Source organism: Stenomitos frigidus ULC18 (genome assembly GCF_003003795.1).
Classification (GTDB): domain Bacteria; phylum Cyanobacteriota; class Cyanobacteriia; order Leptolyngbyales; family Leptolyngbyaceae; genus Stenomitos; species Stenomitos frigidus_A.
Genome location: NZ_PVWK01000126.1, coordinates 35,966 through 51,869, shown reverse-complemented (window position 1 = coordinate 51,869; position 15,904 = coordinate 35,966). Strand labels below are relative to the sequence as shown.

Annotated in this window: 13 protein-coding genes; 11 read left to right on the top strand and 2 right to left on the bottom strand. The window is 51.0% G+C overall.

From position 1 onward, the window contains the following. The first annotated feature begins 106 nt into the window (after positions 1 to 106). From C7B82_RS23720 to C7B82_RS32635, 4 genes are all read left to right on the top strand, one after another. On the top strand, positions 107 to 790 hold the full coding sequence (locus C7B82_RS23720; protein WP_106259138.1) for an L-threonylcarbamoyladenylate synthase: 684 nt from the start codon (positions 107 to 109) through the stop codon (positions 788 to 790). Between the two features lie 364 nt (positions 791 to 1,154). After that, positions 1,155 to 2,438 (top strand): HetZ-related protein, encoded by a 1,284-nt coding sequence (locus C7B82_RS23715; RefSeq protein WP_106259211.1) that lies wholly within the window; start codon positions 1,155 to 1,157, stop codon positions 2,436 to 2,438. Between the two features lie 124 nt (positions 2,439 to 2,562). Continuing rightward, entirely contained in the window at positions 2,563 to 4,788 is a 2,226-nt protein-coding gene (locus C7B82_RS23710; protein ID WP_106259136.1) for a PAS domain-containing sensor histidine kinase, read from the top strand. A gap of 518 nt (positions 4,789 to 5,306) precedes the next feature. Further along, positions 5,307 to 5,492, top strand: a complete 186-nt coding sequence (locus C7B82_RS32635) for a response regulator (protein WP_181357634.1) — start codon at positions 5,307 to 5,309, stop codon at positions 5,490 to 5,492. 138 nt (positions 5,493 to 5,630) lie between these two features. Here C7B82_RS32635 and C7B82_RS23700 read toward each other — a convergent pair whose 3' ends face one another. Together C7B82_RS23700 and C7B82_RS23695 are read right to left on the bottom strand one after the other, a co-directional pair. Continuing rightward, complete coding sequence (locus C7B82_RS23700) at positions 5,631 to 6,002, bottom strand: Lin0512 family protein (protein WP_106259134.1); 372 nt, start codon at positions 6,000 to 6,002, stop codon at positions 5,631 to 5,633. Between the two features lie 93 nt (positions 6,003 to 6,095). After that, positions 6,096 to 8,630, bottom strand: coding sequence for a sigma 54-interacting transcriptional regulator (locus C7B82_RS23695; RefSeq protein WP_106259133.1), 2,535 nt, complete (start codon positions 8,628 to 8,630; stop codon positions 6,096 to 6,098). Positions 8,631 to 8,985: 355 nt separating this feature from the next. Here C7B82_RS23695 and C7B82_RS23690 point away from each other — a divergent pair, with 355 nt between their 5' ends. The 7 genes from C7B82_RS23690 (at position 8,986) to C7B82_RS23660 (ending at position 15,900) form a co-directional block, all read left to right on the top strand. Next, positions 8,986 to 10,188: an ABC transporter substrate-binding protein gene (locus C7B82_RS23690; protein ID WP_245940064.1), complete on the top strand. Its 1,203-nt coding sequence runs from the start codon at positions 8,986 to 8,988 to the stop codon at positions 10,186 to 10,188. Positions 10,189 to 10,249: 61 nt separating this feature from the next. Beyond that, complete coding sequence (locus C7B82_RS23685) at positions 10,250 to 11,155, top strand: carbohydrate ABC transporter permease (protein ID WP_245940063.1); 906 nt, start codon at positions 10,250 to 10,252, stop codon at positions 11,153 to 11,155. Positions 11,156 to 11,178: 23 nt separating this feature from the next. After that, entirely contained in the window at positions 11,179 to 12,006 is an 828-nt protein-coding gene (locus tag C7B82_RS23680) for a carbohydrate ABC transporter permease (RefSeq protein WP_106259128.1), read from the top strand. Between the two features lie 132 nt (positions 12,007 to 12,138). Beyond that, positions 12,139 to 12,948, top strand: coding sequence for a YebC/PmpR family DNA-binding transcriptional regulator (locus C7B82_RS23675; protein WP_106259126.1), 810 nt, complete (start codon positions 12,139 to 12,141; stop codon positions 12,946 to 12,948). A 96-nt stretch (positions 12,949 to 13,044) separates the two neighbouring features. Then, a complete protein-coding gene (locus C7B82_RS23670; protein ID WP_106259125.1) occupies positions 13,045 to 13,452 on the top strand; it encodes a hypothetical protein in 408 nt (135 codons plus the stop codon). 95 nt (positions 13,453 to 13,547) lie between these two features. Continuing rightward, on the top strand, positions 13,548 to 14,186 hold the full coding sequence (locus C7B82_RS23665) for a DUF1003 domain-containing protein (protein ID WP_106259123.1): 639 nt from the start codon (positions 13,548 to 13,550) through the stop codon (positions 14,184 to 14,186). A gap of 229 nt (positions 14,187 to 14,415) precedes the next feature. Beyond that, positions 14,416 to 15,900: a family 10 glycosylhydrolase gene (locus C7B82_RS23660; protein ID WP_106259122.1), complete on the top strand. Its 1,485-nt coding sequence runs from the start codon at positions 14,416 to 14,418 to the stop codon at positions 15,898 to 15,900. Positions 15,901 to 15,904: the final 4 nt, after the last annotated feature.

Genomic DNA, 15,904 nt, shown 5'->3' with positions numbered 1-15,904 from the left:
CTTATTCCTTCCCCCTCACTCCTCCTTTAAAACTTAAAACTCGAAACTTATCCTTTATCCTTTATCCTTTCTCCTTCATCCTTTATCCTTTCCACTTTCCCCCTCCATGTCTACTCTGTTTTCGCTTCATCCTGACAATCCACAGACGCGGGTCATTGACCAAATTGTCGATGCTCTGCGGGGTGGTGCTGTCATGCTGTACCCCACTGACACTGTTTACGCGATCGGTTGTGATCTTAATTCTAAAAGCGCCATTCAGCGAGTGCGGCAAATCAAGCAGCTCTCCAATGACAAACCCCTCACGTTTCTCTGCCCATCGCTCTCTGACATAGCCCAATACGCAGTGGTAAGCGATCCGGCATATCGGATTATGCGACGGCTCATTCCAGGGCCGTACACCTTTTTGCTGCCGACGACCAAGCTTGTCCCCAAGCTGGTCATGAGCCCAAAACGGAAGGCAACAGGTATTCGAGTGCCTGACCACCCGCTTTGTCTAGCCTTGATGAATGCCTTGGGCAATCCGATTATTTCGACCTCTGCTCACATGATTGCTGATGATGCCACGCCGAACAAGGGCAAAAAAAGCGGCGGCAACAAAACAGAGCAGGAGGTTTTGCGCTTCGAGTTGTTTGACTGCCTGGAAAAATTGGTTGATGTCATTGTCGATAGCGGCACCGAACCCGGCTACCATGTTTCAACTATTTTGGATCTCACTGGCGAGGAACCGATCGTCGTCCGGCGTGGTCTGGGGTGGGAGGCAGTAGCCGCTTGGGCAGTAGAAACGGGTTAAACCAATTAGTTTAACTGTCCACTAAAGTAACCGAACAATTATGACGTTTCTAAGTAGACGATCGCACGTATCGAACCATTAGCCGCTGATGGGTGTAGGCTAAATCAAGCACTGTCGATTGCATGTTACCCGCGGTACAGAATCCGAGCCTCTGGCTAACCACCTGAGAAAGTGACATACCTCGACCCGCCTTGAACTGTAGCGGCTCATTTTCTATGTGTAGATGGAAGTGCTGGGTGAGAGAGTGATGAATTTTAAGTGTGTAAGCATTGAGCTAATCATTTCAACTCAAAACTCAAAACTCAAAACTTTGAACTACCCCCTGCCTGATCTACTGTCCTCGCCCCTGTGCACTACCAGCGCCATGAACTTCGACTCAACCTCTTCCCGCCCCCAAGCGGCCGCTTCGGCAAATGTAGTCCCCACTGATGCCGTCGCCGCGACCGCTGAACAACATCCTGACCTTCGGGATGAGCCTGATCACGATGCTGCACTGTCAAAACCTAGAAGTGCAGCCGATTTTTTAGACATCCCCGCACTGACGCAAATTCTGTCGCGGGAACTTCGTGCTGAAGTGACTACGCCTGGTGGCAATATTGAGCGGCTCGCCAGCCGGATTGCAACGGAAGTTGACCGCATCTGCCACAAAAGTGGACGGATTCAGAACTCTGGTAGGGTGCGATCGTGGCAGCTCTCGCTAGCCCGCCACCGCTTGCAAAAGTGCTTGAATTACTATCAGCTTGGCTCTCGCCGGGGGCGGGTGGAGCTGCATAGTACACTTGGCTCAATGATTTATCGTCACATTGCGCCTAGCCGGATGCAGCTTGGTTTTCAGGCACGCTACAGCCTGGTTGAAGACTTTTTACAAGGATTTTATACTGAGTCTCTCAAAGCCTTCCGGCGCGAAAACGAACTGCCAGAAGACTACCAACCCCGCACACGGCTGGAGTTGGCGGAGTATATGGCGTTTACAGAGCAGTATGCGAAGCGACGCATTTCACTGCCGAACGGCCATAGCCAGCAGTTAGTTGTCTTACGTGCTCAACGCTTTGGGCAACGTCAACCGCTGGAAGTGTCGATCGATATTGAGCAAGCGTTGGAGTCACCAAAAGGCGAGGAGTCTGAGTCGTACAATCGTTCGCCTCTAGCGCACCAGTTACGCGAACGGATGGTGGCTGATGCCGTCGATGCCCCTTCTGAAGCAGTACTACGCGATCGGGTCATCGTCGAACTCATTCAATACCTGGAAGCTCAGGGACAGACCGATTGCGTCAACTACCTCACCCTCAAATTGCAAGACCTTTCGGCTCCTGAAATCGATGATGTGCTGGGTCTTTCGGCTCGTGAACGTGATTACTTACAGCAGCGTTTCAAATACCACGTCGAGAAATTTACCCTTTCGCAAAATTGGAAGCTCGTACACCAGTGGCTGGGTGCTGACATTGACCAAAACTTGGGGCTATCGACCCAGCACTGGCAGCTCTTTATCAGCCAGCTGTCACCCGACCAGCGGCAGCTGTTGACGTTGAAGCAAGCGCAGTCAACGGATCAAGAGATTCTCAAAGCGCTCAAGTGTACGCCCAAACAACTTCAAAAGCGTTGGGGGCAGCTTCTGGAATTGGCACGACAGACGCGAAATCAGAATTAGGGAGTCAGGTGAAGCTTCAGCATCCCAACCTCAAATTTTTATTTTACGATTGAATAGAAATCAGCAGACTCGGTAGCCCAGTGCTCATAATACGAATGTTGGCTATCGCCTTCGGCATACCTCCATGCACGATGAAAGCGCCCATTTCAAACGTCCCGTTGCTTCTGAATTGCAGCGTCGATCGCTCAGGTTGCTGCCCCAAAAGCTTGCTGGAGCCTATTTTATCGTCGCTGTTTTGTGGATTGCTCTATCGCATTTTTGGCTAGACACGGTTGTCCCTAGCTTGACAGTGCTACCCTACTGGCAAGATGTCAAAGATTTGATCTTTGCTGGCACCACTGCCTGGATGCTTTACTGGCTTTCACGCCGATCGCTTCGCACCCAACAGCAAACAGAAACGCTGCTGCGAGAGAGCGAAGAACGGGTACGCTTAATTCTGCAAAACATGCCTGTGATGCTCGGTGCCTTTGACAATCAGAACACAATGGTTGTCTGGAACCATGAGGCTGAGCGGGTCACTGGCTACAGTGCGGCGGTAATGATTGGCAATCCACAGGCCATGGCGTTGCTCTACCCTGATGCAGGCTATCGTCAGCACATGGTCGACACTTGGGCAGGGCGTGGTAACGATTACCGTGATTGGGAATGGGACGTGACGTGTCGTGATGGCAGCGTGAAAACCGTTGCCTGGTCTAATATCTCCGATCGCTTTCCCATTCCTGGCTGGAGGGCGTGGGGTATTGGTGTGGATGTGACCGATCGCAAACGCTCTGAAATGGCTCTGCGCGAAAATGAGGCGTTCTTTAAGCTTGCTCTCGACTTTACCCACATTGGCATTTGGGACTGGCACCTACCCACAAACGAGGTCATCTGGAACGAGAACCACGCACGCTTGTTAGGGTTGGTGCCTGGTGAGGTGCAACCGAGCTACCAGGCATGGCGCGATCGGGTTCACCCTGAGGATATTGATCGGGTTGAGCAGGCAATCACACAGGCCTTGGAAACGAAGACTAACTTTGAAGCGGAGTACCGTGTCATTCATCCCGATGGGAGCCTGCACTGGCTGATCGGTAGAGGGCGTGGTCTTGATGATGCATCGGGTCAAGTGATCCGCATGATGGGAGCGGTGCTTGATTTTACCGATCGCAAACAGGCAGAAGCCCAAATTCGACAGCTCAACCAAACCCTAGAGCAACAAAATTTAGAGCTGGAGGCACTCGTTGAGCAGCGCACTGCTGAACTCATGACCTTTATCAACATGCTCCCTGACGGCATTTTTGTGGTCGAGCGCGACACGATGCGGATGCTCTTCGGTAATGATGCGCTCGCTCACTTAATCGGTTGGGAGAGTCGCCACCAGCTTGCTGGTAAAACGATCTTTGAATGCTTTGCCCCAGACTTGGCCGCCACGTTTGCCGAACAAAACCACCAAGTCTTTACGTCTGGCGAAACCCTACATTTCCAGGAATGCTACACGACGCCGTCAGGTCTGTTGCATTTTGACACCTACAAGATTCCGTTAAAGAAGCCAAATGGGGAGGTCTACGCGCTCATTGGTTCCTCCCGCAACATTACAGAACTAGTTGAAGCACGTCAGACGCTGGTCGATCGCACGGCACAGCTTGAAATTGTCAATCAGGAGCTAGAAGCCTTCTCCTACTCGGTTTCCCATGATTTGCGCGCGCCCCTACGGCACATCAGCGGGTTTGTTGCAGCGTTAACTGATCGCCTACAGCAAAATGAGTTGCTGACTGATCCAAAAGTAATGCACTACCTTGAAATTATTCAAGACAGCAGTCACAAAATGAAAGAGCTGATCGACGGTCTGCTGACGCTCTCGCGGGTTGGGCGACGGCCGATGGCAGAGACGCTCATTGACTTGAATCAGCTAGTGCTAGCAGTTCTCGCTCAACGACCAGAGGCGATCATAGTTACCAGTACTACAGAAGTAGTAAGTGATCCCCAGCAGATACAGTGCAGCCTTGGCGCACTGCCTACCGTAAGCGGTGACAAAACCCTGCTTCGACAAGTCTTTGTCAATCTACTGGATAACGCCATTAAGTTTACTCGTCAGCAACCGCCTGCCCACATTGAGATCGGCACCTTGCCTGACGACATTATCTATGTGCGCGATCGCGGCATCGGGTTTCAGATGGCGTATGCTGACCAGCTTTTTGGTGCGTTTCAGCGCTTACACTCGCAGGCAGAGTTTGAGGGTAGCGGTATCGGGTTGGCGATCGTTCATCGTATTATCCAGCGCCACGGCGGTCACATTTGGGCAGAAAGCCACCCCGGTCAGGGCGCTACGTTTTATTTCAAACTGGGCGATCGTCCCGCCGCTCCCAGTTAGTTTGGCTATAGTGCAGATAGTTTAATCGGCAGCAAGTTAAAAACGCTACTCAGTGTCCACGTCAAGTGAGAGCGATCGCTTTAAACTCACTCCGATCGCTCTGGAAAATGACTCCAGTCAATGACGGTCTTGCGTAGCGCAAACTCACATCCCGCTAGTGGACGATGCTCCTGGCTTTGGAACTGATTCAATCGCTACTGATTGGCTACAAGCTGCTTCACCAGATTGATCTCGTAGCCAATGGCGCATAGGCGCTGTACCATTCACTGGGTCGGGAAAGGATGCGTCTACGAACCTTACCGTGTCGGGGGTTATGAGTCGATCTGAAGCCATCCAACATGAGCGTTGTTGACCGACTACAAGCGCTCCGCAAGTATTCCCACAGCTAACGCTGAGCCAGCTGTGATCGTTTGGCACTGTCGATCTCAACCCACTGATATTGTGCTGATGGATGTCAATCTACCTGGAGCTGAATGGGAAGGACAAGCCGTTATAGCGATCGTCACAACGTTTAGGACATGTGGATCAAAGGGGGTGTGGGGGCGTTGCCCCCAGCCAGGGGTGGAACCCCTGCACCCCGTCCTAACCCATCTGTCTATTGCTATAGTGGTGCAGATCTGGCACACTTTCTGAAAAACACCCCCGAAACGGCGCATCTTCCCATTATTCTCGTCACTGCCTACGCCATGCTCAATGAGCGCTAGGCCTTGTTAGACCGTTCTCAAGCCGATGCGCTCTGTGTCAAGCCAATCACTCATTACCAAGCATTGCTAGAACTCATCGATCGCCACTGTACCGGCAAACCGCTTCCACACAAGGGATGAAGGGGAGGAACCGGAAGGCTACGCATCCGGCATTTCAACCAATACCGTCACAGAGGCGACGGCGACCAGCATTTCATCGTTCTTGTCATGCAGCGACGCGATCGCGCGGCCTTGAACAATCATGCCGCCCGCCTCTACTTTTAGCGTTTTGCGTCCAAAAGGCAGCACTGCCAGCACATCTGCTTGTCTTACCTGGTCAGGGTATGGGACAGCAACCTGCACTTCGACCAGCATCTGATCAGGATCGCTTAAACCAGCGACTTCCCAAATGCCAGGAAGGGCATTATGAGCGATCGCGTTACGGACAGCGCGAGCCGCCGCTACTGTCGGTTCCTGCCCGTGTTGATCAACACCCATACCCATTTCAATCACAAAGCGCTTGCGAGCCATGACACCTCTCATAAAACTGGACATCAAGTCTGAACTGGAAGACCACCAGCCTTGCATCACACCAGCATTGCATGATGAAGGGGTGCCTTGAACTCACCAACCGACCATCACCTTCCACAAGAGAGAGCTGATCGCCAGCATTGCCAGATACTGTGGCAGGAGATTCACCAGCGCCTGACGGGCAATTTTTTGGGTCAAAATCACGCTGAGCCAGAAAGAAAAAATCAATGTCACGCTTTGCAAGAAGGCAATGACGGCAGGATCGGCAACAGCGATCGGTAAATTTGCTGTGCCAAACCCAAAAGTAGCGAAACTAACGGGAATCACCTGTCCTGCTTCAGCCAGTCCTAAGCGCAAGTAGTGTGCCAGACTTGCGCCTAAGACAAGGGGCAGATAGCCATACGCTAACTCCAAAAAAGGTCGGGGTTTGTAGCTGCGTTGAAGTAGTTGGATGAAGGCATGGGCCACCAGGGCGATCGCACCCGGCACCAGCAAGGCCAGCAATGAAACACCCGCATGAATGCCAAAATTGTCCAGGTGTAACTGCCAGCCAAACTGCGCCTCAATCTCAGGCAGACGATGCAGAAACACCGCGCCAAAGAGCAAGAACAGCAGGCAAATCTCAGCGTAGGTTGGCTTATGGGTTGTCCATAGCTCAATGCCAGGTGGTCGCAGGTTTAACTCCACCGATCGATGGGGACAGGCCTTCAAACAGGTCATGCAGAGTACGCAATCCCGGTTGTCTTCAAGCTGCGCCGGATGGGAATAGAGCGGACAGCCGCCCGTTTCCTGACCTTCACCTTTCTGTGGGCCGCCTTTATAGCACTGATAGGTCGTGCAGGTTGCGGAACAGATGCCCTGCTGTGCCCGGAGTTCGACCATCGAGAGTTTGGCAAACAGTCCATTCATGCCGCCGATCGGGCAGAGGTAGCGGCACCAAAAGCGGCGTTCAAACAACAGCGAGAAGATGACTGCACCAGCCGTGATCAGTAAGAGCAGGCAACCGGACAAATAAGCGGTGTCCTCTAAATTCCACAGTTCTTCCCACAGCAAAATCAAGGTGAACAGGCCAAACAAAAACCAGCCGCCCCATTTTTCGGCTTGCTGTCGGGGCCAGGGCAACAGCTGCCGGGGATAGAGCCAGAGCGAAAGCTTCTGGGCTAATTCGCCGTAGATCATAAACGGACAAACTGAACACCAGAGCCGTCCGACAAAGGGAAACGCCAGCAGCATGACAGGCCACCACCACGCCCAAAACATATTCAGAGCGACGTTGTCATGACGGCTCTGCGGCCCCAGCATCAGCACGGCGACAACGACCGCAAAAAAGCCGAGGGTGAAGCCATAGTTGATGCGATCGGGATACCAGGGACTCCGTAAAAACTGACGTAGCTTTGGTGACGTATTGAGCAAATTGACGCGAAAGCGCCTGGTTTTCACACTGACCGACCAGAACACTTCTTCGGTGAGTTCTGAAGCGCCGTCTGATTGCAGCACCGCCCGTTCTACCAGGTTCTCCAACTCCGTTAAGTTGCCAGGGAAGTCGTAGCCTTGAAGCCGGCGCAGTGCCTCTGGCGTCACGTTTGGTTTCGCAATCCCTCTAGAACGACAGAATAAGCTTAGATAATATTCTACCTGAGATAAAATATCGGCTTTTCGCACTCGTAACGGTGGGACGCGAATGATATGGCCCACCAGACCTTTGCGCTCCAGCGTTGGTAACACCTTCTCGGATGTCATGACGATCCGTGCCTGACATTGGCGGGACGGTGCAGGCGGTTCGCCATCGCGCCCAACCAAGTCATATTCTCCGGTTTCCAAGAGGCGCACCAGTTTCGTCTGCAAGTCCGGCGTTAACTCCTGCACATTGTTGAGCAGCAGGGTTCCTTCACCCAACCAATCAATCAGTCCCGCTTTGCCACCCACTCGCCCAAACAGCTCTGAGCCATTGGCTTGCAGGGTATCGCAGTCGATCTTAATGATGGGATCGTGGCGGTAGCGAGAGCCAAAATGAATCAGCGCAGTCGCGTTGTCTTTGCCCAATCCTGGTTCGCCGAAGACCAGCACCGATCGGCGATCGCCTGCCGCCTTTTTGATCTCCTGGCGCAACCGTGTGGCATAGCGACTAGAACCGACAATCCCCCGCTTCACTTTGGGCACCAGATAGGGGCGCAATGCCGTCTGTCGCTCGCGTTCATACGCCAGTTGTGCTGATACCTCATCCAATTCGCTGGCTAACTGCCGCGACAACGTTTGAGTAATTTCGGGGTGCTGCTGGACGATCGCCAAAAATTCCGCTCTAGGAATCGTCCACAAAACACAGTCGCTGAGTGTGATGACCGTCGCTTCGACAGGTTGGTCTAACGCCAATTCTTTGAGGTGCAGAATGGTTCCTGGCAGAAGGCTAACCGCATTGGCAAGCCCTGTTTTACTGGTGTGGTAGCTTTCCAACCGTCCTGACTTGAGAATGTAGAGCGATTCAGGCGGTGTGTCCTCCAAAACCAACCGTCGATTTTCTTGTACCGTCTCTTCGTGAATAGCTGCTGCGATCGCCTCCAAAGCACTCTCTGAAAGGGCATTCAGGCTGGTATTCTCGCGTAACCAGGCAACCGTTTCTGTCTGTTCCATTCTATCTACCTCTGGTAGCTGATCAGCACCCGTTCGGCACCACTTGGCGCTAACTAAGCGCGATCGTACCTGAATTGCTGAAATAGACAGCAACCCTCAATATTTCGACGCATGTGCCCTCTGTAGAAACGTTACATGTTCTGTAGGGACGTTCCATGGAACGTCCCTACAGACAGAATCAATTATTTTTTGCTCACGTAGCAAGACGATCGCGCTATAGATTAGGAAGAAGCTACTCTAAACACGCGATCGCTGATTAGGAATCATGATGCTTGGTCTAAGACAAACTGGCTTAGGTTGTTTATTTCTTATTGCGATTGCGTTAGCGAGCTGTCGTCATCAAAAGACAGCTTCGTTGAGCCAGAACACACTCAAACAAGCTAAATCACCCATTACAGTCACGCTAAGCGGGTGGCAGAGCAGTCCCGATGAAAACCAGCTTTTGAATCGAGTGCTTCGGGGCTTTGAGGCCAAGTATCCTAACATCAAAATCAAATACGAAGTGATTAACAGTGAGTACATGGATGTGATCAAGACTCGCCTCATTGGTGATGTTGCTCCTGATGTTTTCTATCTGGATGCACTTGAGGCTCCGTTACTCATGAAATATAGCGTCTTAGAACCATTAGATGCATACATCACACCCGAATTTAAGCTCGCTGATTTTGAACCGCTAATGCTGAATGCTTTTAAGCACAAAGGCAAGCTGTACGGGCTGCCAAAAGACGTTTCGACATTGGCACTTATTTACAATAAAAAAGCCTTTGCTGCTGCTGGTATAGCGCAACCACCGAAAACTTGGGACGACCTAGTGTCTGATTCTAAAAAACTCACGGTCGATCGCAATCATGATGGCAAAATCGATCAATATGGCTTTGGGATTGCCCCTGAATTGGCGCGTCAGGTTTTTGTGATTAAAGCGTTCAATGGCAACTTAGTAGGACAAAATGGTTACGCATCGTTTGCAGAAGCTAATAGTTTAAAGGGCTTGCAGTTTGTGATTGATCAGTATCGACGCGATCGCACGGCAGTACAACCCACTGATGTTGGCGCGACATCAGGGAGCGATATGATTGGACAAGGAAAAGTGGCAATGACGCTTGAAGGTACATGGGCCATTCCATATCTCAAAGAAACGTTTCCAACTATTGATATGGCCACAGCAGAAGTGCCTACAATGAATGATAAAAAAGGCACGATGGCATTCACAGTTGCGTATGTGATGAATCGCAAAGCAAAGCATAAAGAAGCGGCCTGGAAGCTGATTGCCTATCTCACTGGAGCCGAAGGCATGAAAGCCTGGGCAAAACAGGGTTTGGCACTCCCTACGCGTCGATCGGTTTTAGCAGGGTTAGGGTATGACAATAATCCGCTTTATGCGCCCTTTGTGAGGGGTACAGAGTATGCCACGATTTGGCAAGCAGGCGAGAATTTACCCACGATGCGCATGAATTTTAACAATCAATTTATTAGTGCTCTATTGGGGGAGCAACCACTACCGCAAGCAATGAAAAAAGCTCAGGAAACCGCTAATCGAGAAATTTATTTGGCAAATTAGAGGAAGCCAGACCTCCGATTTCTTGAAGAAATCGGAGGTCTAAAGAGAGGAACCGATCACGATGAATATATTGATTAAAGATAGTTGGAAACAACGGAAGACAGAAGAGAGCATAACAGGCTATCTGTTTATGACTCCAACCATTCTGATTGCTGGAGTGTTCTTAATACTGCCGATCGTCTATGCAGTCGCTTTGGCATTCCAGAAAGTGCAGCTCTTGGGCGAGGTCAGCTATCACTTTACGGGACTGAAAAACTTTGCTCGTATTGCGCAAGACGATCGCGTTTGGATTGCGCTGAAAAATACGGCTGAATATGTGGCGATCGTGGTTCCCATCCAGACCATTCTTGCATTGGGATTGGCTCTCATTCTCAATAGCCAGATTAAAGGACGTTCCTGGTTTCGAGTCGCGTTTTTTCTACCCACCGTCACATCATCAGCGGTACTCACCCTGATTTTCATGTGGATTTATAATTCCAACGGGTTACTGAACAGTGTATTGAGCCTTTTACATCTGCCAACTTATAACTGGTTGGGCGATCCAGGCGTTGCGTTGAAGGGCATCATGATCATGAACATTTGGTCAACGGCACCCTTGTTTATGGTGATTTATCTAGCGGCGTTACAGGATGTTCCAGAAACCTTGTATGAAGCAGCAACGCTGGATGGTGCCAGTCGTTGGGAGAAACTACTATACATCACATTGCCCTTCTTACAACCCGTTACATTCTTCGTAATTGTCATGGGAATTATTGGCACGTTTCAACTGTTTGATCAATCCTATATTTTCTCAGCAGGGTCTGGTGGCCCAAACGATTCAACGCTGACGATCGTGCTTTTAATCTATCAATATGCCTTTAAGAATTTAGATATGGGCTATGCGTTAGCGTTGACCCTGGTCTTAGCTGTAATCTTAATGCTTTCAACACTAATGCAGCGCGCTTTATTTAAAGAAGAGCAGTTTTAAAGCAGAACAGTTGGACTAAAAAAATGAAAAGTATCCGTTGGTCAACCGGCCTTTTGTATGTTGTTTTAATTGCCTACACAATCATTACCCTATTGCCGTTTACCTGGGCATTTTCCGCCTCATTCAAATCGTTAGCTGAAATTGCAGCAGGTGGACTCAATCTACTGCCTGAGCACTTTACGCTGAAGAACTATCAGACCATTTTCACACAGGAGCCGTTGTTTGGTCGCTGGTTGATGAATAGCGCGATCGCAGCTATTTCAGTTACCTTACTAAATCTTCTCTTTAACTCAATGGCAGGTTACGCACTGGCAAGAATCCAATTTCCAGGCAATCAATTCTGGTTCTTTCTGATTCTGGCAGTGCTGATGGTTCCCGGACAAATTACCCTCTTACCCAAGTTTTTGATTCTAAAGTCTCTCGGTTGGCTGAATACCTATCAAGGGTTAATCGTGCCGTCTGCGGTCAATGCCACGTTTATCTTTATGATGCGACAGTTTTTTATTAACTTTCCCAAAGAGCTAGAAGAAGCGGCTGCACTGGATGGTTTGGGACGCTTTGGCACCTTTTTTCAAATTGTTCTACCACTCGCAAAACCTGCGTTAGCCGCACAAACTATTTTTGTTTTTATGGGTTCCTGGAATGAGTTTCTGATGCCGCTAGTCATCCTGTCTGACCCCGAAATGTTTACTCTGCCGCTGGGTTTGAATGCCTTTAAGGGACAATATATTAGCTATTGGAATTACATCATGGCAGCCTCCATGATCTTCACCTTGCCAGCTTTAGCCGTATACGCATTCTTCAACCGCTACTTTATTCAAGGCGTGGCGTTTACAGGTGGGAAAGGGTAAGTAAGTTTTGAGCTTTGAATTTTGAATTTTGAGTTTTGAATTGCGTCTCCTGCCTCCCTTGTCTCCCTTGCTTTCCCGATTCCCCAACCTTTTGTCTATCCTATTGAATGGAGTTAGTACGATCGGTGCGACATGGCAGGACACAGTAAGTGGGCGAACATCAAGCGGCAGAAAGCCAGGGTTGATGCGGTAAAAGGCAAGGTGTTCACGAAGATTTCGCGAGAAATTATCGTAGCAGCGCGGAGTGGCGTGCCTGATCCAGAGGGTAACTTTCAACTGCGAACGGCGATCGATAAGGCAAAGGCAGCAGGTATTCCTAACGACAATATTGATCGGGCGATCGCCAAAGGGGCGGGCAAATTAGGAGCCGACAATGCCGCGCTGGAAGCGATCCGCTACGAAGGCTATGGTCCCGGTGGCGTGGCGATTCTCATTGAAGCATTGACCGATAATCGCAACCGGACAGCAGCAGACCTGCGGGTTGCTTTCAGCAAAAACGGCGGCAACCTGGGTGAAACGGGCTGTGTGGGCTGGATGTTTGAGCAGAAAGGGATGGTTGAGGTTTCTCTAATGCCCGTGGAAACGGGACGCAAGCGTCGTACAGACAACGCTCCCATTCAGGAAGAGGAGCTACTGGAAGCGTTTTTAGAGGGTGGAGCCGATGCCTACGAACTGATTGATACGGAAGATGGCACCATTGCCGAAGCGATGACTGAAGCAACCAATTTGGAAACGTTGAGCCAAACACTGAAAGATCAGCATTACAACGTGAGCCGCGTTGAACTGCGCTGGATTCCCAACAACACGCTGGAGGTGAGCGATCCTGACCAGGCACGATCGCTCTTGAAGCTGATGGATGCACTGGAAGACCTGGATGACGTGCAGAGCGTGACCGCCAATTTTGAGATGACCGATGAGCTGATGTCGCTAAGCGTTGCCTAACGTCTGCGTCGCCTAATTTCCGCTCAATTGTTGAAAAAAACGTCTGCTGTGACCCATGCAAGCTAGGATAACGGTAAGTAAAAAGGGATTCTGGTGATGGTAGAGCGTCCAATTAAAAAGTCTGAGCGTCAGGCTAAGCCCGAAGGCGAAAGCAGCGAAACTGTTGCAAAAGCATTGCCAACACGGAATGTCGAGCGTCCTACGCTCAGTAAAGACAAAGAGAAAAAGACAGAGGTAGCAGCCCCCAGCAGAGAGGGCGATCGCAGAGAGGGCGATCGCGGCAAGGGCAGAGGCAAAGGCAAAGGGCGTGATGAAGAGCCCAGGCAAGTGATGAACCCGGCACTATTGCGCGGACCAAAACCCACGAAGCCAAAACCAGAGCCTGAAGTCCCTGAAGTTGAGGAAGTTGAGGAAGTACTGTTAGACGTGACTGAAGCAGTCATTGCGGAAGAAGCCGCTACTGAAGAGACACCAGAAGCTATGGTTGCAAGCGAGAACGCGTAGTTGGTTAGCGATCGTTCTGGGTGTAGCAGCTTGGCTTCACGTCAAGCTGTTAGCTGTAAACAGTCGGTTAAGTACAAACAACGGAATGCCGATCGGTGAGGGATACCCGTATTTCCAAGCACCAACCTGAAGACTCTCGTACAAGCTATCGAGCGAACAAGACGATCGTCCCAACGGCTCCTTTGCCAGACCACATTGGGCAGAATATTGAGACGATCGTTGCGCTTCATGCCAAGGCTGAACAGGATGTGCCTCGGTTACAGCGAAGAGTGGAAGCCGTCGCTAGCTTTTTCAGCCGTCCGCTCTTTCTGTTTGGCATTCTTTTTGTCGTTGCTGCTTGGATTCTCGCCAATCTACTGCTTCAACGCGCTCACCTGCCGACCTTTGATGCACCACCCTTTAATCTCCTGGAGCTTGTGTTGAGCTGCGGTTCCCTTTTAATTGCAACCGGGGTGCTGATTAAGCAAGAGCGCCAGGAAAAGTTAGCAGAGCAGCGCACGCAGCTAATCTTGCAGCTAAATTTGATTTCCGAACAAAAAATCGCCAAGCTCGTCGCCCTGCTTGAAGAGTTGCGTCGCGACCTGCCAAACGTGCAAAACCGCCCTGATCCAGAAGCGGATGTGATGCAGCAAGCCGCTGACCCGCAAGTCGTGATGGCAGCCTTAGAAGAAACCCTGGCAGAGGAATTAGCCGATCTGCAACCGCAAGCACGATCGGAGCCAGCAGCCGATTGATCACGGGCTTGATCATCACTTTAAGAGACTTCTAGCAAACAAAATACCCGTAGGAGCCGGTTTGACCCCAAAAGGATCAGTTGGAGGCAAAGACGCTGGCAAAACCTGCCTCCTGCCCGGCACCTTTTTTCTCGGAAATCACTTTAAGAGCCGCAACTTCCGGGCTGTTTTAGCATCAGAGTGTAGATTGTATTTCTACTGTTAAGACAGACTCAATCTAACGTTCTCTATGACGCGTCGGAAAAGCATTTTAGCGAGTTTGGTGGCAATCGCCTTCACCATGAGCCTTTGCAGCCACTGGCTGTTCGGTCATTCTGCTCAGGCACAGGCATTAGATGATTGCCAGGTGGCAACCGCCGCCATCAACCAGAAAGCGATGTTGCGACAGGCGGCCTTGGCTGGTGATGCAACGTCGCAAAAATCCTATCAAGCCTTGCTGGCTCAGCACGGACAGAGCCTGATGCAGTGCCGTAGCCAGAGCCAGTTTCAGACGCAGGCCGTTTGGTTACGCCTGTATCCTTGCGATAGCAAACCTGGAGTGCTGGAGGCAGTGCTCGATCGCATTGTCGATCGCGGCTACAACCAGATCTATGTGGATACCTTTTCTAACGGTCAGGTGTTGCTGCCATCGGGCGCAAACCCAACGCCGTGGTCTTCGGTCGTACAGGCACCCGGCTATGAGCAGACCGATCTGCTGGCGCAAATCATTCAGAAAGGGCACGATCGTGGGCTCAAAGTCTACGCCTGGATGTTTGCCTTGAATTTTGGCTATACCTACGCGCTACGACCCGATCGACAGCAGGTGTTAGCTCGCAATGGTCAGGGCGACACTAGCCTGACGGTGGGCACAAAAGTCAGTCAGGACACCAGCGTTGATCTGACGGTACAGGATGAAATTTTCGCCGATCCCTACAACACACAGGCGCAAAGCGACTACCTTCAGCTTGTGCAGACAGTGCTGCGACGTCAGCCCGATGGCATCCTGTTCGACTACATCCGTTATCCCAAAGGGATTGGATCTGCCTCTATTGCCAGCAAGGTGAAAGACTTGTGGATTTACAGCGAGGCATCACAGCAAGCGTTATACCAACGGGCTCAGAATCAAAAGGGACTGGAACTCATTCGTCGCTATGTGGCACAGGGAAATGTGACAGCGAACGATATAGCGGCTGTGAATAAGCTGTATCCCACCGAAAAAGAACCGCGCTGGCAAGGGCGAGCAACAGGAGGAGCGTCAAAAGGGCTAACCGCAATCCAGGCTGATCTGTGGAATCTGGTCGTTGCCCATGCGATGCAAGGCCCAATCGATTTTCTGACTGCCGCAGCCGCTGCTGCCCAACAGCAAGGTATTGCCGTCGGTGCCGCGTTTTTCCCCGAAGCAAATCAGGCAATCGGTCGAGGCTTTGATTCTCGCTTGCAGGCATGGGATCGTTTTCCCGCCGCGATCGAGTGGCATCCGATGGCATACGGACTGTGTGGCGATCCAAGCTGCATCAACGCACAGGTGCAAAAAGTACTCGGCCAGGCTCCATCTGGCACGATCGTCGCGCCTGTTTTAACTGGACAGTGGCAGCAGGCAACCGAACGTCCGTCATTAGAAGCGCAAATGTGGGCATTACGATCGCTCTCGCCACCCATTCGTTCCATCAGCCATTTCTCGTTTGGTTGGCAAGAACGCCAGTTAGAGCGCGATCGGCAGTTCTGTCGGCTTTAGTGGA

Coding starts and splice junctions, on each gene's coding strand:
- C7B82_RS23670 (WP_106259125.1), top strand. CDS start 13,045: ATGGTAGAGCGTCCAATTAAAAAGTCTGAGCGTCAGGCTAAGCCCGAA.
- C7B82_RS23680 (WP_106259128.1), top strand. CDS start 11,179: ATGAAAAGTATCCGTTGGTCAACCGGCCTTTTGTATGTTGTTTTAATT.
- C7B82_RS23720 (WP_106259138.1), top strand. CDS start 107: ATGTCTACTCTGTTTTCGCTTCATCCTGACAATCCACAGACGCGGGTC.
- C7B82_RS23660 (WP_106259122.1), top strand. CDS start 14,416: ATGACGCGTCGGAAAAGCATTTTAGCGAGTTTGGTGGCAATCGCCTTC.
- C7B82_RS23700 (WP_106259134.1), bottom strand. CDS start 6,002: ATGGCTCGCAAGCGCTTTGTGATTGAAATGGGTATGGGTGTTGATCAA.
- C7B82_RS23710 (WP_106259136.1), top strand. CDS start 2,563: ATGCACGATGAAAGCGCCCATTTCAAACGTCCCGTTGCTTCTGAATTG.
- C7B82_RS23685 (WP_245940063.1), top strand. CDS start 10,250: ATGAATATATTGATTAAAGATAGTTGGAAACAACGGAAGACAGAAGAG.
- C7B82_RS23715 (WP_106259211.1), top strand. CDS start 1,155: ATGAACTTCGACTCAACCTCTTCCCGCCCCCAAGCGGCCGCTTCGGCA.
- C7B82_RS23695 (WP_106259133.1), bottom strand. CDS start 8,630: ATGGAACAGACAGAAACGGTTGCCTGGTTACGCGAGAATACCAGCCTG.
- C7B82_RS32635 (WP_181357634.1), top strand. CDS start 5,307: ATGTGGATCAAAGGGGGTGTGGGGGCGTTGCCCCCAGCCAGGGGTGGA.
- C7B82_RS23675 (WP_106259126.1), top strand. CDS start 12,139: ATGGCAGGACACAGTAAGTGGGCGAACATCAAGCGGCAGAAAGCCAGG.